Source organism: Streptomyces sp. A1136, assembly GCF_004795055.1.
GTDB lineage: Bacteria > Actinomycetota > Actinomycetes > Streptomycetales > Streptomycetaceae > Streptomyces.
Window position 1 is genome coordinate 75,751 of sequence record NZ_SSBJ01000002.1, and the last position, 24,212, is coordinate 99,962.

A 24,212-nucleotide genomic window follows, 5' to 3' on the forward strand; every position below is an offset into this window, starting at 1 on the left:
ACCGCCATGTCCGACGTCTCCCGCCTGCCGGGTTCCGCCCACCACTACTGGCAGTGGCAGACCCGTGCCGCCTGTCGGGACCTGGGTTCCGGCCGGTTCTTCCACCCCGCCGGGGAGCGGGGCGAGGACCGCGAGGTCCGGGACGAGGCGGCCAAGCGCGTCTGCGCCGGATGCCCGGTGCGCGCGGCCTGCCTGGAACACGCGCTGACGACCCGCGAGCCGTTCGGGGTGTGGGGCGGCCTCACGGAGGAGGAGCGCCGCGCCCTGCTGGACGAGCGCACCCCGGCCCGGGTCTGAGAACACCCCGCGGGCCGGAAGAAGCCGCGCGTGGGAGCACCCCGCGGCGGAGGGGACCGGGCGCCCGAGGGCTCAGGCGGGGGCGCCGGAGGTGAAGCGGCGCAGCAGCGGGGAGAGCACCAGGACCGACTTGGTGCGCTCCACGAAGGGCTCTCCCGCGATGCGCTCCAGCACCCGCTCGAAGTGGCGCATGTCGGAGGCGAAGATCTGGACGAGGGCGTCCGCGTCGCCGGTGACGGTCGACGCGGACACCACCTCGGGATACCGCTCCAGGCCTCGCCGGATGTCGTCCGGCGAGGTGTTGTGGCGACAGTAGATCTCGATGAAGCCCTCGGTCTCCCAGCCCATGGCGGCCGGGTCGACGCGGACGGTGAAGCCGGTGATGGCCCCTTCCGCGCGCAGCCGGTCCACGCGCCGCTTCACGGCGGGGGCGGAGAGCCCGACCTCGGAGCCGATGTCCGCGTAGGAACGCCGGGCGTCCTCGGCGAGGGCGTGCACGATGCGTTCGTCGAGATCGTTCAGTCGCACTGCGGGTGGATCACTTTTCTGCTGTGGCCAGTCGGGAGCGGCGGATGCCGTACAGGAAGTAGACCACGAGGCCGACGGCCATCCAGACACCGAACGCGACCCACGTGGCGCCCGGCAGGCTGTACATCATGTACGCGCAGGCGAGGAAGCCGAGGATCGGCGTCACCGGGAAGAGCGCCACCTTGAAGGTGCGCGGCATGTCGGGCTTGGTGCGGCGCAGGATGACGACGGCCACGTTGACCAGGGCGAAGGCGAAGAGCGTGCCGATGCTGGTGGCGTTCGCGAGCTCGCCCAGCGGGATGAAGGCGGCGAGGGCGCCGCAGAAGAGCGAGACGATCACCACGTTGGCGCGGGGCGCGCCGGTCTTGGCGTCGACCTTGGCGAAGACCTTGGGGACGAGGCCGTCGCGGGACATCGCGAAGAGGATGCGGGTCTGGCCGTAGAGCACGGCGAAGACGACGGAGGCGATGGCGACGACCGCGCCGGCGGCGAGGACGACGCCCCAGACGCTGGTGCCGGTCACGTTGGTCATGATCTGGGCGAGCGCGGCCTCGGTGCCCGCGAAGTCCTTCCACGGCATGGCGCCGACGGCGACGAAGGCGACGAGGACGTACAGGATCGTGACGATGCCCAGGGAGAGCATGATCGCGCGCGGCAGGTCCTTCTTCGGGTTCTTGGCTTCCTCACCGGCGGTGGAGGCGGCGTCGAAGCCGATGTAGGAGAAGAAGAGCGTGGAGGCGGCGGCGCTGATGCCGGTGACGCCGAGCGGGGCCAGCGGGGTGTAGTTGCCGGACTTGATGCCCATGACGCCGATGCCGATGAAGAGCACGAGCGTCACGATCTTCACGCCGACCATGATCGAGTTGATCGTGGCGCTCTCCTTGGCGCCGCGCATCAGGAAGACCATGGCGAGCAGGACGACGATCAGCGCGGGCAGGTTGATCCAGCCGCCCTCGCCCATCGGGGCCGCGATCTTCTCGGGGAGGGTGACGCCTATGGTCCCGTCGAGCAGCTCGTTGAGGTACTGGCCCCAGCCGACGGCGACGGCCGCGACGGACACCGCGTACTCCAGGACCAGGCACCAGCCGCAGATCCAGGCGACGAACTCGCCCATGGTGGCGTAGGAGTACGAGTACGAGGACCCGGAGACCGGGACGGAACCGGCCAGCTCGGCGTAGGACAGGGCCGAGAACAGGGCGGTGAGGCCCGCGATGACGAAGGAGATCGTCACGGCCGGGCCCGCCTTGGGGGCGGCCTCGCCGAGGACGACGAAGATGCCGGTGCCCAGGGTGGCGCCGATGCTGATCATGGTCAGCTGCCACATGGTGAGCGAGCGGCGCAGGGAGCCGCCCTCACCCTGGCCGCCCTCGGCGACCAGCTGCTCGACCGGCTTGCGGCGCAGCAAAGGATGGGCAGGCTTGCTGGGCTCGGACGTGAGCGGTGGCGCCTGGCCGGTTTCGAGCACGAAAGGACTCCTTTGACACTGCGGATGGGGGACTCTCAGGCGTCGACCGCAGCGGTCCGGAGCAGGAACAGGCGAGCAGGAGCCTGCCTGGGCATGGGGGACCGCCGAGCAGGCGGTCCGCGCGCCACTCCACGTACAGCGAGTGAGCCTACGAGCTGAGTGATACCGCCCGTAATGCACCATCCTTGCACATTGGCGCACGATCGTTGCGCGGATCTGTCCCGGATGGTCCTTTGTTGCGCGCGGATGATCGATCACTGCGCAGGCCACTCCTGAGCCCCTTTTCAGGGCATGTGCCGCGCGGCGGTCGAACCCCTCCCCGGCGGGGTACGAGTCGAAGCGGTTCCCGCACCCGACGACGGAGGCGATGCGTGAGAGCAGTGAGCGGCGCGGACGACACCTGGCAGGACCCGGGGCCCTTCCTGCGCGGAGTGGCCTGGCTCGACGAGGGCCGTCCGGTGCGCGCCGACCCGGCGGACACCATGCGGCTGCCCTGGGACACCGGCGAGCGGGCCACGATCCCCATCGGGGTGCGGTTGGAGTTCACCGCCGGGAGCGCGCACGCCGTGGAGGTCCGGTACCGGGCGACCGTGCCCGGGCCCACCGACGCGCTGCGCGACGTCGCGCACGGCTTCGCCCTGTGGGACCGCCACGGTGTGGTCACGGAGGTGTGGACCGAGCCGGCCCCGGAGGCCGTCGTACGGATGGGACTGCCGGGCGGCGCGGGGCCGTTCACCATCCACCCGCCCGAGGCCCAGTCACCGCTGATCCTCGGCGTGCGCGGTATCGGCGGGCCCCTCTCCCCCGCCCCGCCCGCCCCGCGCTGGGTGGTGCACGGCGACTCCATCACCGAGGGCTGGTGGTCCACGCGCCCCGCCCACGGCTGGGCCGCCGTCGCCGGGCGGGAACTGGGCTGGGACACCGTCAACCTGGGGTACGCGGGCGCCGCGCGCGGGGAACTCGCCACGGCCGAACAGCTCGCGGGGCTCCCCGCCGACGCCCTGACCCTCGCCTTCGGCACCAACTGCTGGTCCCGCGTGCCCTTCTCCGCCCCGATGCTCTACGAGACCACGCGCGCCTTCCTCGATCTCGTACGCCAGGGGCACCCGCACACCCCGCTGCTGCTCCTGTCCCCCGTACTGCGACCCGAGGCCGAACGCGTCCCGAACCGGCTCGGCGCGACCCTGGGCGCCCTGCGCGACGCCATGGAACGCGCCGTCCGCGACCGGATCGCCGCCGGGGACGGCCGGCTGGCCCTGCTGCCGGGCCGGGACCTGCTCGGACCCGAGCACCTCGCGGACGGGCTGCACCCCAACGACGACGGACACCGGGTCCTGGGCCTCGCTGTGGTCACGGCCCTGCGGCGGGCCGGGTTCGACGCGGGATAGGTGAAAGAGGACACAGCGACCCGATTGAACAGGGCGTTCCCCCGACGACGTGTCCTGCACAAGTTGCCGACGCTCCGACGACGGACTCGGCGGACACCACACGTGGGAGAGATCAACATGGGTATCAAGCGCGGAACTTCCCTGGCCGCGATCGCGATCGTCGTCACCATGACGGCGACCGCGTGCGGTGGCGACGACAAGGCGGCCGACACGACCAAGCCGGCCGCGGCCGTCGCATCCCAGGCTCCCGCGGCGGATGCCTACGGGGCCGACCCGGCGGCGGCCGGCGCCCCCGGCGCGAAGGGCGCCGGACAACTGGCCATCGCCGCCGACGACCGGCTCGGCCCGGTACTCACCGACAGTGCCGGCTTCACCCTCTACCGCTTCGACAAGGACACCGCCAAGCCGTCCAAGTCGAACTGCGACGGCGACTGCGCGAAGGCCTGGCCGGCGGTCGCGGCCGGTGACGCCAAGGCCGCCGCGGGCATGGACGCGTCGCTGCTCGGCGAGGTGGTGCGCACCGACGGCAGCAAGCAGCTCACGGTGGCCGGCTGGCCGGTGTACCGGTTCGCCAAGGACACCAAGGCGGGCGACACCAACGGCCAAGGCGTCGGCGGGACCTGGTTCGCCTCGGCGCCCGACGGCAAGAAGGCCGCGAAGCCGACCACCGCGCCGGCCGGTGCCGGTCAGACCACGGGCGCGCTGACCGTGGCGAACGATCCCAAGCTCGGTGAGCACATCGTCGACGGCAACGGGATGACGGTCTACCGGTTCAAGCCGGACACCGCCTGGCCGATGGTCTCCAAGTGCGAGGGCGACTGCGTCGCCAAGTGGCCGGTCGTTCCCCCGGTGGACAAGGCGAACGCCAAGGGCATCGTCGAGAAGAACTTCCTGGTGCTGGACCGCCCCGACGGCAAGAAGCAGCAGACGGTGAACTGCTGGCCCGTCTACACCTTCACCGGGGACAAGAAGGCCGGTGACACCAACGGCCAGGGCGTCGGCGGGACCTGGTACGCGGTCGCCCCCGACGGCAAGCTCATCACGGCGCAGTAGGCGCCCGACCGCACGACCACCGGACCGCGCGGCCCCCGTCCTCCCCTCCCCCCGAGGGCCGGGGCCGCGCACCCGTTTCCCGCCGCCGTTCCCGCGCCGTTCCCCGCGGCGGCGGTGGAACCTAGACTCGGCCGCATGCTGCGCGTACTCGCCGTCGACGACGAGAAGCCCCTCCTGGAGGAACTCCTCTACCTGCTGCGCTCCGACCCGCGCGTGAGCAGTGCCGAGGGCGCCTCGGACGCCACCGAGGCCCTGCGCCGGGTCACGCGGGCCCTGGAGAGCGGCCCGGACGGCCCCGACGGCATCGACGTGGTCTTCCTCGACATCCACATGGCCGGGCTGACCGGGCTGGACGTCGCCCGGCTGCTGGCCGGGTTCGCCCGACCTCCGCTGATCGTGTTCGTCACCGCGCACGAGGGGTTCGCCGTCCAGGCCTTCGACCTGAAGGCGGTGGACTACGTGCTCAAGCCGGTGCGTCCGGAGCGGCTGGCGGAAGCCGTCCGCCGGGCGTGCGCACAGCTGGGCAGGCCCACGGAGTCCGCGCCCTCGACGGACCCGGCCGGGACCCCGTCGCCGCCCCCGGTCGTCCCCGCACAGCGCCGGCCGGCCCCCGACGTCACCGTCTCCGACCGGTCCGCGGAGCAGATCGCCGTCGAACTGGGCGGGGTGACCCGCTTCGTGGCGATCGCCGACATCGCGTACGTCGAGGCCCAGGGCGACTACGCCCGGCTGCACACCGACGACGGCAGCCACCTGGTGCGCATCCCGCTGTCCACGCTGGAGGAACGCTGGGCGCCCCGCGGCTTCGTGCGCATCCACCGGCGGCACCTGGTGGCGCTCGGCCGGATCGACGAACTGCGCCTCGACGGGGGCACCACCAGCGTCCGCGTCGGGTCGGCGGAGCTCCAGGTGAGCCGGCGGCACTCGCGGGAGCTGCGGGACCTGCTGATGCGGCAGGCGACCGGCTGACCGCCGGGCGCCGGACCCCGGGCGCCGCCCGGCCCGCGGTGTGCGGCAGCCGTCGACCGTCCGGCGTGCGCGGGCGCCGTTCGTCGCGCCCGGAGGGACGTACGGCGATCCCCCGGGGCCGTCCGTCGCAGCGGTGAACGGAACCGGCCCCGGCCGTGGGGCCCGCGCGTATCGTGGATCTTCCGGTCCGGGAGGAGCCCCGCACATGCCCGACATCCAGGCCATGCTGGACGCGCTCACCGGACTGCCCCGGACCCGGCCGGCCGGCCCCGCCGAGGCCGAGGCCCTGCTAGCCCGGCTCCGCAGCGTGGCGGCCCGCTGGGCCGATGTGCTGTACGAGGCCCAGGAGGGCGCCCGGCAGCAGGTGCCGCCGCGCGCGGAGGCGGCGCTGACGCTCGCTTTCCGGCGGGCCGAGGAGTCGTACGTGGAGCTGGAGATCGCCCTGCGGGACTGTGCGGAGCACCGCGACCCGGCCGTCTGAACCGCCCTCGCCCCGCCGTACCGACCCGCGCCGTCCCGACCCGCGCCGTACCGACCCGCGCCGTGCCGATGCCCACCGTCGCGACTCCCCCCGGTGGGGCGCCGGTTCGGCCGGCCATGAGCCGGATCGCGTCTGTCCCCCGGTGCGCGGCGCCGCCTAGACTCCGGAGACCCTCTCCCAGCCGAAGGAGGCGCCGGTGAACCAGACGTACGCGCTGACCGCGGTCACCGTCGTCGTCCTGGTCACCGTGCTGGTCGGCGCGCTGGGGTTGCGGATATCCCGGACCACCTCCGACTTCTACGTGGCCTCGCGCACCGTCGGCCCCCGCCTGAACGCGGCGGCGATCAGCGGGGAGTACCTGTCCGCCGCCTCCTTCCTCGGGATCGCGGGGCTCGTACTGCTCCAGGGGCCCGAGATGCTCTGGTACCCCGTCGGGTACACGGCCGGGTACCTGGTGCTACTGGTCCTGGTGGCGGCCCCGCTGCGGCGTTCGGGCGCGTACACGCTGCCCGACTTCGCCGAGGCCCGGCTGGAATCGCGGACGGTGCGGCGGTTCGCGGTGCTGTTCGTGATCGGCGTCGGCTGGCTGTACCTGCTGCCCCAACTGCAGGGGGCCGGGCTGACCCTGACCATCCTGACGGGCGCGCCGCACTGGGTCGGGGGTGTCGTCGTCGCCTCCGTGGTCACGGCGGCCGTGGGGGCGGGCGGGATGCGCAGCATCACCTTCGTGCAGGCCTTCCAGTACTGGCTCAAGTTCACGGCCCTGCTGGTACCCGCGTTCTTCCTGATCGGCGCCTGGGCCGCGGACGGGGCGCCGCGCGCCACCTTCGACGCCCCGGCGGTGTTCCGCGAGCACACCACCGTCACCCCGGGCGAGGACGTGCGGATCTCGCTGGCCGCGCCGCTCACGTTGACCGTGACGGGACAGGTGGACGGTCGCTCGTACGCGGCGGAGCCGGTGACCCTGGCCGCCGGACAGCACACCGTGCGGGCCCACGCGCTGCTCCGGTTCGCCCCGGACAGCGCGGTGCCCGACGCCGGGGCGCAGGCGGGGCCGGAGGGGGCCGGCCAGGCGGAGCCGCTGTCGACGAACCGGCGGCAACACCGGCTGTACGCCACCTACGGGCTGATCCTGGCCACCTTCCTCGGCACGATGGGCCTGCCGCACGTCGCGGTGCGCTTCTACACGAGCCCCGACGGGCGGACCGCCCGTCGCACCACGCTGGTGGTGCTCGGGCTCGTCGGGGTCTTCTACCTGCTGCCGCCGGTGTACGGGGCGCTCGGGCGGATCTACGCGCCCGAGCTGGCCCTGACCGGGGACGCCGACGCCGCCGTACTGGTGCTGCCGGAGCGGGTGTTGGGCGGGTTGCTCGGGGAACTGCTGGGGGCGTTGCTGGCCGGGGGCGCCTTCGCGGCGTTCCTGTCCACGGCTTCGGGGCTGACGATGGCGGTGGCGGGGGTGCTGCACCAGGACGTGCTGCCGGGACGCCGGGTACGGACGTTCCGGTTCGCGGTGGTGGTGGCGATGCTGGTGCCGCTGCTGGGGGCGGTGGCCTCGACGAACGTGCCGGTGGCGGACGCGGTGGGACTGGCCTTCGCGGTGTCCGCGTCGTCCTTCTGCCCGCTGCTGGTGCTCGGCATCTGGTGGCGCGGACTGACCCCGCCGGGCGCGGTGGCGGGGCTGGTCACGGGTGGCGGGGCGGCGCTGGGCGCGGTGGTGGCCACCCGGGGCGGGCTGGTGCCGGCGGGTTGGGCGCACACCCTGCTGGCGTGGCCGGCGGTGTGGTCGGTGCCGTTGGGGTTCCTGACGATGGTGACGGTCTCCCTGGCCACCCGTTCCCGTGTCCCGGCCGGGACGGCGGCGACCCTGGCCCGGCTGCACCTGCCGGAGGACGTGGCCGGGGACCGGAGCGCGGGCGCGCGCCGGCCGGGGCGGTGACGGGGACGTGACGGGGACGGTGTTGCCGGCGGTGGCCGCGCTCGCGGCGGTCGCGCTCCTGGCCCTGGGCTGGGCGGGCGGCCGGTGGCAGGCCCTGCGCCGGGAACGGACCGCGGGCATGGACCTGGGCACCCCCGTCGAGCGGGCCACCTTCCACACCCTGCACACCGCCTCGCTGGCCGCTCCCCCGCTGCGGGCCGGCCTGACGGAGGACGCGGCGCGCAAGGCGGCCCGGCGGCTGCGGTCGCTGCTGGGGACCGAGGCGCTGTGCCTCACCGACCGGGAGGCGGTGCTGGCCTGGGACGGGCCGGGCGCCGACCACCACCAGCGACGGGCGATGGCCCGGGTCGCGGGGATGCTGGAGTCGGGGCGCAGCCTGAGCCTGCGCACCGACTGCCAGCGGCCCGGCTGCCCGCTGAAGTGGGCGGTGTTCGCCCCGCTGACCGGCGAGGACGGGGTGCTGGGCGCGCTCGTGGCGTACGGCTCGCGGGAGTCGGCGGTGCTGGTGCGGGCCGCGACGGAGGTGGCGCGCTGGGTGTCGGTCCAGTTGGAGCTCTCGGAGCTGGACCGGTCGCGGACCCGGCTGATGGAGGCGGAGATCAAGGCACTGCGGGCGCAGATCTCCCCGCACTTCATCTTCAACTCCCTCGCCGCGATCGCGTCGTTCGTGCGGACCGACCCCGAGCGGGCGCGGGACCTGCTGCTCGAATTCGCCGACTTCACCCGGTACTCGTTCCGCCGGCACGGCGACTTCACCACGCTCGCCGAGGAGTTGCGGTCCATCGAGCAGTACCTGGCCCTGGCGGGAGCCCGCTTCGGGGACCGGCTGACGGTGATCTTGCAGGTCGCGCCGGAAGTGCTGCCGGTGGCACTGCCGTTCCTGTGCCTGCAACCGTTGGTGGAGAACGCGGTCAAGCACGGGTTGGAGGACTCCACCGACCGGTGCCGGATCACCATCGCGGCCCGGGACGCGGGCGCCGAGGCGGTGCTCACCATCGAGGACAACGGCGTGGGGATGGATCCGGCCCTGCTGCGCCGCATCCTGACCGGCGAGCGGACGGGCTCCTCCTCGGGGGTGGGGCTGCCGAACGTGGACGAGCGGATGCGCCAGGTCTACGGGGACGACTACGGGCTGGTCATCGAAACGGGGATCGGCGCCGGGATGAAGGTCACGGTACGGATTCCCAAGTACCGCGCGGGCGTGCACACCTCGGGCCCCGGCGAACGACCCCACCGGCCTTGAAGGCGGCGCGACCGGTCGAGCGGTCGGGCCCGGCACGGCACCGGGTACGACCGTGGCCCCGGCCCGTCCGTTCGGACGGGCCGGGGCCACGGTGGGTGCCCACCAGGGCGAGAGCGCCTAGCTCCAGCTGGCGTGCAGGGGCTTGCCCTCGGCGTAGCCGGCCGCCGACTGGACGCCGACCACGGCCTTCTCCTCGAACTCGGCGAGCGAGCCCGCGCCCGCGTACGTGCAGGAGGACCGCACGCCCGCGATGATCGAGTCGATCAGGTCCTCGACGCCGGGCCGGGCCGGGTCCAGGAACATGCGCGAGGTGGAGATGCCCTCCTCGAACAGGCCCTTGCGCGCACGGTCGTACGCGGACTCCTCCGAGGTGCGGTTCTGCACGGCGCGCGCCGACGCCATGCCGAACGACTCCTTGTAGAACCGGCCGTCCGCCGACTGCTGAAGGTCGCCCGGGGACTCGAAGGTCCCGGCGAACCAGGAGCCGATCATCACGTTCGAAGCGCCGGCGGCCAGGGCCATCGCCACGTCGCGCGGGTGGCGGACGCCACCGTCGGCCCACACGTGCTTGCCGTGCTTCTTCGCCTCCGCGGCGCACTCCAGCACCGCGGAGAACTGCGGCCGGCCCACGCCGGTCATCATGCGGGTGGTGCACATGGCGCCGGGGCCCACGCCGACCTTGATGATGTCCGCGCCGGCGTCGATCAGGTCCTTGACGCCCTCGGCGGCGACGATGTTGCCCGCCACGATCGGGACCTGCGGGTCCAGCGCGCGGACCGCCTTGATCGCGCTGATCATCGACTCCTGGTGGCCGTGGGCCGTGTCGATGACGAGCGTGTCCACGCCCGCGTCGAGCAGCTGCTTGGCCTTGCCGACGAAGTCGCCGTTGATGCCGACCGCGGCGGCGATGCGCAGCTTGCCGTTCGCGTCGGTCGCCGGGGTGTAGAGGGTGGCGCGCAGGGCGCCCTTGCGGGTCAGGAGGCCGACGAGCCGGCCGTCCCCGTCGACGGCCGGGGCCAGCTTGCGGTGGCCGGCGTCGAGCTTGTTGAAGGCCTCGCGGGGGTCGATGTCGGCGTCGATGAGCAGCAGCTCCTTCGACATGACCTCGGAGAGCTGGGTGAAGCGGTCCACGCCGGTCAGGTCGTGGTCGGTGACGACGCCGACGGGCCGGTTGTCGGCGTCGACGACGACTCCGGCGCCGTGGGCCCGCTTGGGCAGCAGGGACAGCGCGTCGGCGACGGTCTGGGTGGGCGCCAGGGTGATGGGGGTGTCCAGCACGAGGTGGCGCGTCTTGACCCAGGAGATGACGTCGGTGACGACCTCGATCGGGATGTCCTGCGGAATGACGACGATGCCGCCGCGGCGGGCGACGGTCTCGGCCATCCGGCGGCCCGCGATGGCGGTCATGTTGGCCACGACGAGGGGAATGGTGGTACCGGTGCCGTCGGGCGAGGAGAGGTCGACGCCCTGGCGGGAACCGACCGCGGACCGGCTCGGCACCATGAACACATCGTCGTACGTCAGGTCGTACGGCGGCTTCTGGTCATTGAGGAAACGCACGTGCTGAACATCCCAGTCGATCGGAGTTGGCCCTCGACGGGGCAGCCGAGGAAACGCACGTACTTCATTCTCCCATGGCCCGGTGTTTATGCAGCCCGGTCCGATCGTCCAGGACATAAGGGACCACCTGGTCGGTTCCTCCAGACCGGGCGGCCCCGCCCAGGGCCGGCTCGGGTCCCTTCACCCCCTGCCCACCGGCTCGCCCACCGGGAGGACGCGGCGGTGGACGGGGCCCGCGCGGTCGGTCAGGGGGGTCACGCTGCCGCCGTGGCGGACCGCGGTGAACTCGGCCGCGATGGCGAGGGCCGTCTCCTCCGGGGTGCCGCCACCCAGGTCCAGGCCGATGGGTGAGCGCAGCCGGGCCAGCGCGGCCTCGGGCACGCCCTCCGCCCGCAGCCGGGCGGCCCGCTCGGTGTGGGTGCGCCGCGATCCCATGGCCCCCACGTAGGCGAGCGGCAGCCGCAGCGCGAGGGACAGCAGCGGTACGTCGAACTTCGCGTCGTGGGTCAGGACGCAGACGGCGGTACGGGAGTCGAGCCGGCCCGCCTCCCACTCGGCGGCGAGGTGGCGGTGCGGCCACTCCACGACCACCTCGTCGGCGCCGGGGAAGCGGGCCGGGGTGGTGAAGACGGCCCGGGCGTCGCAGACGGTGACCCGGTGTCCGAGGAACGCCCCGATCCGTGCCAGCGCGGCGGCGAAGTCGATGGCCCCGTAGACGATCAGTCGGGGCGGCTCGGCGGCCGACTCGACCAGCAGCGTCAGGGGCGCCCCGCACAGCCCGCCGGCCGTCCCCAGGGCGGCTGTGCCCGTCCGCCCGGCGAGCAGCAGGTCGCGTACGCGTTCGGCGGCGGCCCGGTCCAGGGCGGGGTCGCCGCCCAGGTGGCCCTCGTAGGAGCCGTCGGCGTGGACGGCCAGGGCGCGGCCGAGCTGGCGGGGCGGACCGGTGACCACCCGGGCCAGCGCGGTGCGCGCGCCGGTCTCGGCGTGGTGGAGCACCGCGCGCAGGACGGGCCGCACCGGGTCGTGCCCGCGCACCGGGGTGATCAGTACGTCCAGCACTCCCCCGCAGGTCAGCCCTACCGCGAAGGCGTCGTCGTCGCTGTATCCGAAGCGGTGGACGCCCCCTTCCCCGGTGGCGATCGCCTCCAGGCACAGCTCGTGGACGGCGGACTCGACGCAGCCCCCGGACAGGGAGCCGAGCGCGGTGCCTCCGGCGTCGACGGCCAGCGAGGCCCCGGGGCCGCGCGGCGCGCTCCCGCTGACGGCGACGACCGTGGCCAGTGCGAACTCGCGCCGCTCGGCGCACCAGGTGCGGAGTTCCCCCGCGATGTCCAGCATCAGCGGATGTAGGCGCGACGGGGGGCCTGCCCTGGTATGAGCGGCCTCGGCGGCAGGACGGCGGGCGGGCGGGGGCGGGTCGGGCCCTGGTAGGGCAGGGCCGCCGGGTCGGGGAGGCGGGCGCCGGCGCTGCCCAGCAGTCGGGCGGCGTGGGCGACGCTGGCGAGGGTGGCGTGGTGGTGCCAACCGCGGAAGGAGCGGCCCTCGAAGTCGCGGATTCCCACGGGCTCGCAGGTCTCGGCGAAGTCCAGGGAGACCCGGTCGGTGAGCTTGGCGAGCAGGAAGAGTTGCGCGAGCGGCCGGTCCCCGATGTTGGTGATCCAGAACTCCGAGGGCAGCAGGGCGGCTTCCGTCCAGGCGCCGACGAGCAGCAGCGGGGTGGCCGGCGCGGGGGCGGGCCGGTCCTCGCCCGCGGTGGCGAGGATGGAGGCCGAGGTCAGCAGGGTGACCGCGCCCTCGGCGCGACCGTGGCGGGTCCATTCGACGACGCGGCGTTGGGAGCGCAGGGAGTCGATGAGCTCCCGGGCGGGCGCGGTGTGTGGTCCGGGCTTGTGGCGTCCGGACCCGCCGAAGGAGACGGGCAGCGAGCCGTCGACCTTGAATACGAAGGGGATGTCCTGGAGCGTGAAGGACTCGATGCACTGCGGGAGGTCGGTGTTGGAGACCTCCATCACCACCGGACGCCGCTGGAGTTGCCAGGTGGCGGCCATGCGCTGGACGGCGTGGACGGCGTCCTGGGCGGGGGTGAGCGAGCGCGCCGTGTCGGGGATGCCGGCCCGGCGGCGGCGCAGGAGTTCGCTGGTCCAGGGCCCGGGGAGGGTGAGGGTCCACTCGACCGGGAAGCTGGCCTCGCTGGAGGCGAGCCAGATCCCCCCCGCCTGTTGACAGTTGGCGGTGCGCCCGAGTTGGGGGACGAATTGCCGTCCCACGCCCACCGAGCGGTCGCCCGCCTTCTCGATGACCATCGGCTGCACCACCCAGGCGAGCGGGCGCTGGGCGGTGCGTTCGATGTGCTGGGCGAGGGACCGGCGTACGGGGGTCCAGTCCCACGGGGACTTGCTGATGAACTGCTGGAGGCTCTGCTCGACGGAGCTGGCGCCGGTTCCGGCGATGTTACGGATTGTTTTCTTCCCATTGGTCCGCACGAGACCATTGAGATAAACGCGGGCCCAGTTTCGCTGGTCCCGCCGGGGTAATGACTCGAAGAACAGAGAGATCAGGACGTCGATCAACTCGGAGATTTCCTTTGCGGAATCCTCCGGCAGGACTACGCGAGCCATCTGGGCCTCCCCCGCGACCAGCTAGATCCAATACCCTACTTGACCGCCGAGAACGGCCGTAGGCCCGGGCGGCTACTTCCTGAGGTCGCCGGCAGTTGCGAGCCGCTCTTCCTCTACCACGAGCGGGATCGGGATCTGGTTCGCCGCGTAGTAGAGGGCAATGACGAAGTGTGCGACGAGAGTGAGCGGTGCGGAAAAAAAGGACAGGAGCACGGTCATGGGGTAAGCGATCGCCCCCAGGCCGAACCGCATTCGGGTCGCCCGGGCACCGTCCTTGTCCACCTGTTCGTGGAAGAGGTGGCCCACCCGGGTGACGTACCACCAGAAGGCGAGGAAGGCCAAGGCGTAGGCCACGGTGAGCGAACTGTAGAGGATGGCGGCGGCGTTGGCGGATCCGCCTTCCTCCATGAGGTGTTCGGCAAGGACGGTCGTCGTGTACGGGATCACCGATACCACCATCAGCACCAGGAGATTCAGGAACAACAGCGGGCGGTCGACCCGCTTGAGGTGACTGAAGATGGTGTGGTGGTTCACCCACATGACGCCGATGATGAGGAAGCTCACCACATAAGCGGCGTAATGCGGCCACTGCTCCCACACTCCGTGCCAGAACTCCGACCCCGTTTCTTTCGGAACTTTGAGTTCCAGAACGAGAATCGTAATGACGATGGCGAACACGCCGTCGCTGAATGCCTCGACGCGACCGGTTTCGCGCTCCATTGACTCCCCTTTGTCACTCGTTCCGCGCACGCGGGGAGGGCGCTGCCCCCGCCCTCCCCGCACACGCTACCCAGTTCTCGGGGCTCAGCCGCCGAATCCGGCGGTCTGACGCCAGATCCGGCCATCGCGGACCACAAGTGTCCCGAACGCGTGCTCCGGTTGGCCGTTCAGGTTCATGATCGCCCGGTAGAAGATCGTGTCCTCGGTCTCCACGTACTCCTGGAGCTCGACCAGGGTCGGCTTGACCGAGAGGTAGCCGGTGAACGTCTCGCGCACGGCCTCGATCCCCACCGAGGCCCCCTCGAAGCGCAGCAGTACGGCGTCGTCCGTGTAGTTCTTCATGACCGCCTCGATATCGAGTGCGGCGAGCGCCTCCATCTGGCGGACGAAGACGGGGTGCAGCTTGGAGATGTCGTACGTGGCCATGTTCGACTCCACTGTCTCGATGGAACGGGCTCTCGATGGAACGGGCTCAACTGGTGCCGGAACCGGCCTGATCGGCCGGAACGGCTGCGACGGTTGCCGTCGGCGGGGTGGCGAGCGGCAGCCGTACGACCATCCGGGTCTCGCCCGGACGGGACCGGGCCGTGATCGACCCGTGGTGGCGTTGGGTCACGATCCGGTAGCTGAGGTGCAGCCCCAGACCCGTGCCCTTCCCCACGTCCTTGGTGGTGTAGAAGGGTTCGAAGATCCGCGGCAGGACGTCCTCGGGGATGCCGCGTCCGGTGTCGATGACCTCCACGACCATGCAGACGCCCTCCGCCCGGGCCCGCAGGGTGAGGGTTCCGGCGCCCTCCATGGCCTCGGCGGCGTTGTCGACGAGGTTGGTCCACACCTGGTTCAACTCGCCCGGATAGCCCGTCAGTTCGGGCAGGTCAGGCTCGTACTCACGTACCAGGGTGATACCGGAGAGCTTCGAGCGCAGCACGACCAGCGTGTTCTCCAGGCCGTCGGTCACCGGGAAGCGCTGTTCGGGGGCGCGGTCCAGGTTGGCGTAATCGCGGGTGGCGGCGACGAGCTGGGAGATGCGCGGTCCGGCGGCCCGCAGCTCCGCGGCCAGGGAACGGATCTCCAGCAGCGCCGCCAGGTGGTCCAGGGCGGCGGGCAGGGCCGGCTCGCCGATCCCCTCCAACCGCTCCAGCAGCCACCTCAGGTCCAACCCGAGGTCGGACACCCCCGCTCCCAGCAGCCCCGGTCGTTCGGTGCCCGCCTCTTCCGCCCAGTCGGTGATCTCCTCCTCGGCATCCGCCTGTGCCAGCGGGTCGGAGGTCTGCGGCGGCGCCAGCTTGTCCAGCTCGTCGGTGAGCCGGTCCAGCAGGGAGCGCTCTCCGCCCGAGGCGGCGGCGCCCCAGGCGTGCGCGGTGCGGGTCAGCCGCTCCAGGGCGGGGGCCAGCTCCTGCGCCGCACGGGCCACCGCGGCCGCCGGATTGTTCAGCTCGTGGGCCAGGCCCGCGGCGAGGGTGCCGAGCGCCTCGACGGTGGCCCGTTTGCGGGCCTGCACCTCGGAGGACTTGATCCGCCAGGCCAGTACGGGCAGCAGGACCGCCGCCACGCCGTGGCAACGGGTCAGCATCTCGAAGAAGACCGGCTTCGGGTAGCCGACGACGGTGGTCGCGGGGCCGGACGCGGACGCGGTGGCCACGTAGGAGCCCTCCGTCAGCAGCGGCAGTTCCCCGGTGAAGCGGTGCGCGGCGGAGGGTTTGCCGTCGTGCTCCTCGGCGGCGGCGCTCTCCTCCTCGGTGGAGTGGCGGGTGAGCACCTCCTCCCGACCGTCGATGACCTTGGTGACGACGAGGCCGCCCGCGAGGAGCACGTGGAAGCAGGTGGCCTCGTCGCCGTCGCGGAACAGCACCTCGCCGTCGGACAGCACCCGGGGTTCGGAGACCGACACCAGCCAGTCCAGTTGCTCCTCGGTGAGACCGGCGAAGATCTCCAGCCGGCGCAGGTCCGACCGCAACTGCGGGCCGCTCATGCCGTACTCCCCTCTGCCCTGGTGCGGGCCGACAGCCGCAAGGTCACGATCAGGGCCAGCGCGCACACCCCGGCGACGGCGGCCATGAAGCCGACCGAGGTGCGGTGCAGGCCGTGGATGTTGGTGAGCATCCCGGCGAGCACCGACGGGACGCTCATGGCGAGATACGCGAACACGTAGACGGCGGCCGTGAGCTCGCCGCGGTGGGCGGGATCGGCGAGCGTGCTCAGCGCCCGGAAGGAGCCCAGGAAGGCGGCGCCCCATCCGGCGCCGAGCACGGCCGTGGCGACGAGGAAGACGGGGGCCGACCCGAGCCCGAGCGCCAGCAGCACCAGCGCCAGACCGGCCAGCAGACCCAGCAGCCCGATGACGGCGGTGCGCAACGCCTCGGTGCGGCCGAGCAGCAGCTGCGCGCCGGTCGCGGCGCCCGCGAGCAGGGCCACCGTGGCCCCGCCCACCAGGTAGTTGGTGCTGCGGAGCAGGGACAGGGCCAGGTGCGGGCCGAGCGAGAGGTAGAACCCGCCGACCGACCAGACGGCGACGATGGTGAGCACCAGGACGGCGAAGCGGCCGCCGGCGCCCGGCGGTATCCGGATGCGGTGCGGGGCGATGCGGAACCGGCCGTCCCGCAGCCCCGGCGCGCTCTCGCCCATCCGGACCACCCCGACCAGCGTGAGCGCGAAGGCCCCGACCAGCAGGGCGTAGCTCAGTACGGTCGGCGCGGGCCCGTACTGGACGAGCAGCCCGGCGCCCAGGCCGCCCAGCCCGATGCCCACGGTGGGGCCGGCGCTGTTGACCTGGGCACCGAGCGCGGGTTTGGAGCGCGGGGTGAGTTCCAGCAGGGCCGCGCCCATCGCCCCGGTGGCCAGGCCGACCGCCAGCCCCTGCACGGCGCGGGCGGCCAGCAGCAGTGCGAGCCCCTGGGCCCCGGCGAACAGGCCCATGGACACGATCGCGAGGACCAGCGCGGCGCCGAGCACGGGCCGCCGTCCGAGGGTGTCGGACAGCGACCCGAACAACAGCAGCCCGGCCAGCACGGTGACGGCGTACAGGGCGAAGACCACCGTGATGGTGCCCGACGACAGGCCCCACTTCTGCTGGTAGAGCACGTACAGGGCGGAAGGCACGGAGGACGAGAGCATCAGCAGCACGAGGACCGCGCCCACCACCCAGAAGCCGGAGCCTCTGGGCACGCCGGCCGGCCGGCCGCTCGGGTGCGCGATGTCCCCCGTGGTCGTCTTGGTCGGTTCGGCCACTCTGGTCAACTCCCCCGTGATGGACGGTGATCAGGCGAGCGCCTGGGCCCTCGCCAGTGCGCGGGCCGTCAGGACCCCCGCCAGATGGCCGAGGTACTCGGCCGATGTGCCGCGGCCCGGGACGAACAGCTCGCGGGGCTCGGCGCGGAACGCGGCGAGCACCTCGTCCGTGGTGTAGGGGCCCCCGCGCAGCCGGTCCTCGACCCCGCGCAGGCGCAGGGCGCGGGCGGTGGCCCCGGTCACCGCGATGCGGGGGCCGTCGGCGGTGAGGCGTACGGCGGTAGCGCACAACGGGTAGCGGGTGGCCCGGTCGGCGCTCTTCTCGAAGGCGGCCGCGGGCCCGCCGGCCGGGACCAGCAGGGCCGTGATCACACGGCCCGCCGGTACCCCGGAGCCGGCGAGGTCCTCGGCCGCCACCGTCGTCCGGCCGCGGGGGCCGGCCAGTTCGACCTGGGCGCCGGCGGCGATGGCCGCCGGCGGCAGGTCGGTGGGGCGCCCGGTGGCCGCCAGGTTCCCCCCGGTGGTGCCGAGGTTGCGGACCTGGGGGTCGCCGTTGGCGCGGGCCGCGGCGGCGATCTCCGGGGCCCGGGCGAGCACCAGCGGGTGGGCGGCGAGTTCGGCGAGCGTGGTCAGCGCCCCGATCCGCAGCGTCCCGTCCGGGGTGGTCCGCACACCCCGGAGTTCCTCCAGGTGCCGTACGTCGACGAGCAGGCCGGTCCGGGCCGCGCCGGTGCGCAGGTCGGGCAGCAGGCTCTGGCCGCCCGCCAGGGCCACGGCCCCGGGGGTGCCCGCCAGGAGGGTGAGCGCCTCTTCGAGGCCCACGGGCCGTACGTAGTCGAACTCGGTGAGGATCACTGGGCTTCCCCTCTCAGGCGGCGCCAGACCTTCTCGGGTGTGAGGGGCATGTCGATGTGCCGGACGCCCAGGTCGGAGAGGGCGTCGACGACGGCGTTGACGACGGCGGCGGCCGGCGGGACGGTGGCGATCTCGCCGGCCCCCTTGGCGCCGAGCGGGTTGTGCGGGCTCGGGGTGGTCGTCTTGTCGAGGGAGAAGAAGGGCACGTCGGCGGCGCGCGGCAGGGCGTAGTGGCTCAGGTCGCGGCTGATGAGCAGCCCGTTCTCGTCGTATTCGGCGGCCTCCATGAGGGCCTGCCCGAGGCCGTGCACGATGCTGCCCTCGATCTGCCCGAGGACGATCTTCGGGTTGCCGATGTTGCCCGCGTCGTCCACGGCGGTGTAGGACACCACCTCGGTCTCGCCGGTCAGTTCGTCGACCTCGACCACCGCGACGTGCGTACCGAAGGGGTAGTTGAAGTCCGGCGGGTCGAAGTGGGTGGTCTCGTCGAGGGCGGGTTCGATCTCGGGGGGCAGCCCCCAGCCGTACCACATGGCCATGGCCAGCTCGGCGAACGTCTTCGCGTTCCCCTCGTTGCCCTCCTCGTGGACGCCGCCGTTCGCGTAGACGACCTTCTCCTCGGGGACGCCCAGGAACACGGCCCCCGCCTTGACCAACTTCGCCTTGAGTTTGCGGGCGGTGAGGGCGACGGCCGGCGCGGCCATGCTGTAGGAGCGCGAGCCGTAGGTGCCCTGCCCGTACGGGGCCTTCTGCGTGTCCCCCTCCAGGACCTGCACCTGCGCCGGGTCGATGCCGAGTTCGTCGGCGGCGACCTGGGCGAAGACGGTGCCGTGGCTCTGGCCGGTGGAGGCGGAGCCGACGGTCACGGTGACCTCGCCGGTGGGGTGGACGCGGATGTTGGCGCTCTCCCAGGTCCCGCCGAGCATGCCCTCCTTCGACATCCGGGTGGAGGGGCCGACGGCGCAGATGGCGACGTAGGTGGCCAGGCCCACACCGAGTCGCTTGCCGCGGGTGCGGGCCTCGGCCTTGCGGGCGGGCATGTCGGCGTAACCCGACAGCTCCACGGCCCGGTCGAAGTTGAGCTGGTAGTCCCCGGAGTCGTAGGTCCAGCCGAGCCCGTTGTCGTAGGGGAACTTCTCCTTCGGCACCAGGTTCTTGCGCCGTACGACCGCCGGGTCCATGCCGATCTCGCAGGCGTACCGGTCGACGAGGCGTTCCATCAGGAACGCGGCCTCGGCGCGTCCGCTGCCGCGCTGGGCGCCGAGCGAGACGGTGTTGGTGAAGGCGGCGTAGACCTCGCAGAAGGCGGCGGGGATGTCGTACATGCCGGTGATGGAGCGTCCCATCAGGGCGGTGGCGACGCCGGGGCCGATGGTGGAGGGGTAGGCGCCCAGGTTGGCGTAGCTGGTGGCGCGCACGGCGGTGATACGGCCGTCGCGGGTGCCGGCGAGGGTGACGTGCTGGCGGTGGTCGCGGCCCTGGACGGTGGAGTTCATCAGGCCGGTGCGGGTGTCCACCCACTTCACGGGCCGGCCGAGCGCCTTGGACAGCAACAGGACCAGCGCCATGTCGGGGTAGAGGTAGCCCTTGGTGCCGAAGCTTCCGCCCACGGTCGGCGCGATCACGCGCAGCTTGTTGAAGGGGATGCCGAGGACGAGGGCGGAGAGCAGGAAGCGGTGGTTGTGCGGGCCCTGCGTGGAGGCGTAGAGGGTGTACTCGCCGGTGGCGGCGTCGTAGTCGCCGACCGCGCCGCGGGGCTCGATGGGGCTGTTGATGGTGCGCTGGTTGACGAGGTCGAGTTCGACGGTGACCTCGGCCTCGGCGATGGCCGCGTCGGTGCGGTCCTTGTCGCCGCAGGTCCAGTAGGCGTTCAGGTTGCCGGGAACGGCCTCGTGCAGTTGGGGCGCGCCCTCGGCGAGGGCCTCGTCGGCGCGGGTGACGACGGGCAGCGGTTCGTACTCGACGGTGATGGCGGCGAGCGCGGCGGCGGCCTGGCGGGGGGTCTCGGCGACGACCACGGCGATCGGGTCGCCGACGTGCCGGACGGCGTCACCGGTCAGGACGGGGCGGGCGCCGGGAAGTCCGTAGGGGTGGGGCGGGAAGTGGCTCTCGACCCCGCCGGGTATCCAGATGCAGGGCAGCGGCATGACGTCGGTGAAGTCGGCGGCGGTGGCCACCTTCAGGACACCGGGCAGTTGTTCCGCGGCCTTGGTCTCGATGGAGAGGATCTTCGCGTGTGCCACGCTGCTGCCGAGGATGGCCATGTGGGCGGTGCCCGGCAGGTCGATGTCGGCGACGTACGTGGCCTCGCCGCGCAGCAGTTGCGGATCTTCCCGGCTGTCCAGCGGCTGTCCGAGCACTCCGTTGCCCTGGAGAGCGCTCTCCCCCGTCACTGCGGTCATCGCCTCACACCTCCTGTCCGGACGTCGCGACGGGCGCGGCGACGGGTTCCTCGGCGCGGGCGGCGGAGCATGCGCGCTGCACTCCGCGTACGACGCTGTGGTAGCCGGTGCAACGGCACAGGTTGCCGGTGAGCCATTCGCGGATCTCGGCCTCGGTGGGTGCCTCGCGGTCGGCGGCGTCGTCGGTGAGCGCGGTCTCGACGAATTCACCGAGCGCCATCACCATGCCCGGGGTGCAGAAGCCGCACTGGGTGCCGTGCTCCTGGCGCAACGCCTCCTGGAGTCCGGTGAGTTCGCCGCCGGGGGTGGTGACGCCCTCGATGGTGGTCACCTGGGAGCCCGCGGCCGACGCGGTGAGGACCAGGCAGCTCTTGACGGACCTGCCGTCGAGCCGCACCACGCACGAGCCGCACTGGCCGGTGTCGCAGCCGACCTTGGTCCCGGTCAGTCCGAGGCCGTCACGGAGCCGTTCGACGAGCAGTTCGTTCGGCTGGGCCGAGAACTGCTCGGGTCTTCCGTTCACGTTCAGTGAGAGATCCATGCGAGCGCCTGCGCTTCCGTGAGCGGCCGGTTGAAGAGAGGTCCGCCGGGCTGTTGGAGAATTCCTCCGGAGTGCAGCGGTCCGGTGTCGACGGGGGCGAATCCCAGGTCCGAGATGATTCCCGCGACGATTTCCTTCGCTTTTCCGTCGTCGCCCGCCGTGAAATGGGCCAGTCGTTCGCCCGTTTCGGTGCCGGCTACGGCGAGAGTCTCGAAATGCATGGTGTTCAGGGATTTCACGACCCGGGCGCCGGGATACCACTCGGCGACCAGGTCGCTGGAGCCGCGGCCGCCGAGATCGGCGGGCGTCCCGGGGCCGCCGAACGCGTTGGTGGCGTCCACCAGCACCTTGTCCTGTACGACGTGCGGCGGCAGCAGCCCCCGTACGCGGTCGAACGGCAGCATCAGCACCAGCAGGTCGGCCCGGCCGGCGGCCTCGGCGGGGTGCGCCGCCGAGGCCGCGGGGCCCAGTTCGGCCAGCAGTGGGGCCAGGGTCCGCGGCCCCCTGGCGTTGGCGAGCACGACCTCGTGACCGGCGGCGACCAGGATGCGGGCGAGGACCGTGCCGATCCGCCCGGTGCCGATGATGCCTGTGCGCATTGACACTCCTCAGTCCATGCCGATCCAGACCGACTTGGTCTGGGTGTAGCTCTCCAGGGATTCGGGCCCGCACTCACGGCCGTAACCGGAGGCCTTGTAGCCGCCGTAGGGCACCGAGGGGTCGTACTGGTTGTAGCAGTTGACCCAGACGGTGCCCGCCTTGATCTGCGAGGCCACCCGGTGGGCGCGCCGCAGGTCCTTGGTGTGCACCCCCGCGGCGAGGCCGTACGCGCTGTCGTTGGCGATGCGCACGGCGTCCTCCTCGGTGTCGAAGGGGATGATCGACAGGACCGGTCCGAAGATCTCCTCCTGGGCGATCCGCATCCCGTTGTCGACACCGGTGAAGACGGTCGGCAGGAAGTACAGGCCGCCCGACAGGCCCGTGGAGGCGCCCTCGGGGGTCCAGCCGGTGCCGCCGGTCCGCAGGACGGCGCCTTCCTTCTCGCCGACCTCGATGTAGGAGCTCACCTTGTCGAACTGGCCGCGGTGGGCGAGCGGCCCGAACAGGGTGGCCGGGTCGCGGGGGTCTCCGGGCTTGAGGGCGGAGGCCCGGCGCACCAGCCGTTCGACCATCTCGTCGTGGATGGGGCGCTGGAGCAGCAGCCGGGAGCCGGCGGTGCAGATCTCGCCCTTGTTGTAGTAGATGCCGAAGAAGGCCAGTTCCTCGGCGGCGGCGAGGTCCGCGTCGGCGAAGACGATGTTGGCGGACTTGCCGCCGAGTTCCATCGTGACCTTCTTCAGGGTGCCGGCCGACTTGCGGATGATCGCCTGGCCGACCGCGGTGGAGCCGGTGAAGGCGATCTTGTCGATGCCGGGGTGGTCGGTGAGGGTCTCCCCCAGTTCCACGCCCGGGCCGGTGATGACGTTCAACACCCCGTCCGGGATCTCCGCCTCCTGGAACAGTTCGGCGATCTTGAGGGCGGTGAGCGGGGTGGCCGGGGAGGGCTTGTGGACGACCGTGTTGCCCGCGGCGAGGGCCGGGGCGATCTTGGTCATCGAGAGCAACAGCGGGAAGTTGAACGGGGTGATCGCGCACACCACGCCCAGCGGTTCACGCAGGGTGTAGGCGAGCTGGCCGCCGGCCGGGGCGCGCGACGAGCCGTCGACACGGGTGACCGCACCCGCGTAGTAGTGCATGAGCTGGGCGGCCATCGGGGCGTCGACCGTGCTGGAGAAGGCGAACGGCTTGCCCATGTCCACCGTCTCCAGCAGGGCGATCTCCTCCAGGTCCCGCTCGATGAGCTCCCCGACCCGGTTCAGCCGTAGCGCGCGTTCCTGGGCGGACAGTCTGCTCCACGGGCCTTCCTCGTACGCCTGGCGGGCGGCGGCCACGGCCGCGTCCGCGTCCGCGGCGGTGGCCTGGGCCACCGGTACGATCTCCCCCCCGTCCACGGGGCTGACGTCCGGTTCGGTCCGGCCGTCCTGGGACTCGACCCATCTGCCGCCGATGAAGAGCTTCCCGGGGTTGGCGAGGGGCTGGCCGCTCAGCTCACGCTTGGTCATGGCTGCCTTCCGTGTCGGGGGTGCGGGACCTGTCAGCCCTTCGCGAGCTGCGCCAGGAACGTCTCGGCGAGGGCCTTGGAGGAGTACGGGTTCTGGCCGGTGGTGAGCTTGCGGTCGACGACGACGTGGGAGTCCCAGATCGCCTCGGCCTTCTCGTAACGGGCGCCGAGTCTGGTGAGTTCGACCTCCAGGATCAGCGGGAGCCGCCCGGCCATGTTGGTGACGAGTTCCTCGCTGTGCGAGAAGGCCGTCATCCGGTAGCCCTCGAACGGCCAGCGGCCCTCGCCGTCGCGCAGCGCGAGCAGCGAGGTGTGGCCGTGGCAGACGGTGGCCAGCGGCTTGTCCTGGGCGATGGCCCACCGCAGGATCTGGGCGAGCTCGTCGGACTTCGGCAGGTCGCCGATGGCGCCGTGGCCGCCGCTGATGTAGATCCCGTCGTAGTCGGCGATGTCCTTCTCACCGAGGGATTCGAGCGCGATCGGGCTTTCGAGCTGCGGGGTACTCCCGATGACCCGTAGGTATTCGGCCGCGTTGGCGGTGTCCTCGTCGGGTGAGCCCGCGGGCCGGACGTACTGGAGGAACTGCGGGTCGACGCTGGTCCGGTCGACCGTCGGGGCCTGGCCGCCGATCGTCGCCACGTCCACGGTGTGGCCGGCGTCGCGGAAGAGGGTGTAGGGCACGACGAATTCCTCGGCCCAGAAACCCGAGGGGTGTTGTTCCCCGTCGAGCAGATGGAGCGTGGCCTTTGCCGTCATGACGACGAGGATCTTCATGACTGATCTCCTTGTTCTGGAATCGCTGCCGATTCAACACGCCGCCCGCG

At 72.2% G+C, this 24,212-nt stretch carries 22 protein-coding genes; 7 read left to right on the plus strand and 15 right to left on the minus strand.

Features of this window, described 5'->3' with window-relative positions; translation table 11 throughout:
- The first annotated feature begins 6 nt into the window (after positions 1–6).
- On the plus strand, positions 7–297 hold the full coding sequence (locus E6R62_RS02215; protein ID WP_136210787.1) for a WhiB family transcriptional regulator: 291 nt from the start codon (positions 7–9) through the stop codon (positions 295–297).
- A gap of 72 nt (positions 298–369) precedes the next feature.
- Here E6R62_RS02215 and E6R62_RS02220 read toward each other — a convergent pair whose 3' ends face one another.
- On the minus strand, positions 370–825 hold the full coding sequence (locus E6R62_RS02220; RefSeq protein ID WP_030027017.1) for an Lrp/AsnC family transcriptional regulator: 456 nt from the start codon (positions 823–825) through the stop codon (positions 370–372).
- 10 nt (positions 826–835) lie between these two features.
- On the minus strand, positions 836–2,290 hold the full coding sequence (locus E6R62_RS02225; RefSeq protein WP_136210789.1) for an amino acid transporter: 1,455 nt from the start codon (positions 2,288–2,290) through the stop codon (positions 836–838).
- A 371-nt stretch (positions 2,291–2,661) separates the two neighbouring features.
- Between E6R62_RS02225 and E6R62_RS02230 the strand changes: the two genes are divergently transcribed.
- The 6 genes from E6R62_RS02230 (at position 2,662) to E6R62_RS02255 (ending at position 9,363) form a co-directional block, all read left to right on the plus strand.
- A complete protein-coding gene (locus E6R62_RS02230; RefSeq protein WP_136210791.1) occupies positions 2,662–3,678 on the plus strand; it encodes a GDSL-type esterase/lipase family protein in 1,017 nt (338 codons plus the stop codon).
- Positions 3,679–3,795: 117 nt separating this feature from the next.
- Positions 3,796–4,731, plus strand: a complete 936-nt coding sequence (locus E6R62_RS02235; RefSeq protein ID WP_136210793.1) for an SCO0930 family lipoprotein — start codon at positions 3,796–3,798, stop codon at positions 4,729–4,731.
- A 135-nt stretch (positions 4,732–4,866) separates the two neighbouring features.
- Positions 4,867–5,700, plus strand: coding sequence for a LytTR family DNA-binding domain-containing protein (locus E6R62_RS02240; protein ID WP_136210795.1), 834 nt, complete (start codon positions 4,867–4,869; stop codon positions 5,698–5,700).
- Between the two features lie 205 nt (positions 5,701–5,905).
- A complete protein-coding gene (locus E6R62_RS02245; RefSeq protein ID WP_136210797.1) occupies positions 5,906–6,181 on the plus strand; it encodes a hypothetical protein in 276 nt (91 codons plus the stop codon).
- 196 nt (positions 6,182–6,377) lie between these two features.
- Complete coding sequence (locus E6R62_RS02250; RefSeq protein WP_136210799.1) at positions 6,378–8,120, plus strand: cation acetate symporter; 1,743 nt, start codon at positions 6,378–6,380, stop codon at positions 8,118–8,120.
- Between the two features lie 7 nt (positions 8,121–8,127).
- A complete protein-coding gene (locus E6R62_RS02255) occupies positions 8,128–9,363 on the plus strand; it encodes a sensor histidine kinase (RefSeq protein WP_136210801.1) in 1,236 nt (411 codons plus the stop codon).
- Between the two features lie 117 nt (positions 9,364–9,480).
- Here E6R62_RS02255 and E6R62_RS02260 read toward each other — a convergent pair whose 3' ends face one another.
- The 13 genes from E6R62_RS02260 to E6R62_RS02320 all read right to left on the minus strand — a co-directional run bounded on the left by E6R62_RS02260 (position 9,481) and on the right by E6R62_RS02320 (position 24,162).
- Complete coding sequence (locus tag E6R62_RS02260) at positions 9,481–10,923, minus strand: GuaB1 family IMP dehydrogenase-related protein (RefSeq protein ID WP_276615514.1); 1,443 nt, start codon at positions 10,921–10,923, stop codon at positions 9,481–9,483.
- 180 nt (positions 10,924–11,103) lie between these two features.
- Positions 11,104–12,261: an XdhC family protein gene (locus tag E6R62_RS02265; protein ID WP_136210803.1), complete on the minus strand. Its 1,158-nt coding sequence runs from the start codon at positions 12,259–12,261 to the stop codon at positions 11,104–11,106.
- Positions 12,261–13,541: a transposase gene (locus E6R62_RS02270; RefSeq protein WP_136210805.1), complete on the minus strand. Its 1,281-nt coding sequence runs from the start codon at positions 13,539–13,541 to the stop codon at positions 12,261–12,263. The genes E6R62_RS02265 and E6R62_RS02270 overlap by 1 nt, the downstream gene beginning before the upstream one ends.
- Before the next feature lie 72 nt (positions 13,542–13,613).
- Positions 13,614–14,261, minus strand: a complete 648-nt coding sequence (locus E6R62_RS02275; protein WP_136210807.1) for a TMEM175 family protein — start codon at positions 14,259–14,261, stop codon at positions 13,614–13,616.
- An 84-nt stretch (positions 14,262–14,345) separates the two neighbouring features.
- Positions 14,346–14,687: a nuclear transport factor 2 family protein gene (locus E6R62_RS02280; RefSeq protein WP_136210809.1), complete on the minus strand. Its 342-nt coding sequence runs from the start codon at positions 14,685–14,687 to the stop codon at positions 14,346–14,348.
- 46 nt (positions 14,688–14,733) lie between these two features.
- Positions 14,734–16,233, minus strand: a complete 1,500-nt coding sequence (locus E6R62_RS02285; protein WP_168713941.1) for an ATP-binding protein — start codon at positions 16,231–16,233, stop codon at positions 14,734–14,736.
- Positions 16,230–17,489 (minus strand): MFS transporter, encoded by a 1,260-nt coding sequence (locus E6R62_RS02290; RefSeq protein WP_136210813.1) that lies wholly within the window; start codon positions 17,487–17,489, stop codon positions 16,230–16,232. The genes E6R62_RS02285 and E6R62_RS02290 overlap by 4 nt, the downstream gene beginning before the upstream one ends.
- 30 nt (positions 17,490–17,519) lie before the next feature.
- Positions 17,520–18,344, minus strand: coding sequence for a xanthine dehydrogenase family protein subunit M (locus E6R62_RS39335; RefSeq protein WP_168713942.1), 825 nt, complete (start codon positions 18,342–18,344; stop codon positions 17,520–17,522).
- Positions 18,341–20,746, minus strand: a complete 2,406-nt coding sequence (locus E6R62_RS02300; RefSeq protein ID WP_168713943.1) for a xanthine dehydrogenase family protein molybdopterin-binding subunit — start codon at positions 20,744–20,746, stop codon at positions 18,341–18,343. The genes E6R62_RS39335 and E6R62_RS02300 overlap by 4 nt, the downstream gene beginning before the upstream one ends.
- Before the next feature lie 4 nt (positions 20,747–20,750).
- A complete protein-coding gene (locus E6R62_RS02305; protein WP_136210817.1) occupies positions 20,751–21,287 on the minus strand; it encodes a (2Fe-2S)-binding protein in 537 nt (178 codons plus the stop codon).
- Positions 21,272–21,886, minus strand: coding sequence for an NADPH-dependent F420 reductase (locus E6R62_RS02310; protein WP_136210819.1), 615 nt, complete (start codon positions 21,884–21,886; stop codon positions 21,272–21,274). Before E6R62_RS02310 ends, E6R62_RS02305 begins: the two co-directional genes overlap by 16 nt.
- A 9-nt stretch (positions 21,887–21,895) precedes the next feature.
- A complete protein-coding gene (locus E6R62_RS02315; RefSeq protein ID WP_136210821.1) occupies positions 21,896–23,389 on the minus strand; it encodes an aldehyde dehydrogenase in 1,494 nt (497 codons plus the stop codon).
- 32 nt (positions 23,390–23,421) lie between these two features.
- Positions 23,422–24,162 carry a type 1 glutamine amidotransferase domain-containing protein gene (locus E6R62_RS02320; protein WP_136210823.1) on the minus strand — a complete coding sequence of 247 codons (741 nt, stop codon included), beginning with the start codon at positions 24,160–24,162 and terminating at the stop codon, positions 23,422–23,424.
- Positions 24,163–24,212: the final 50 nt, after the last annotated feature.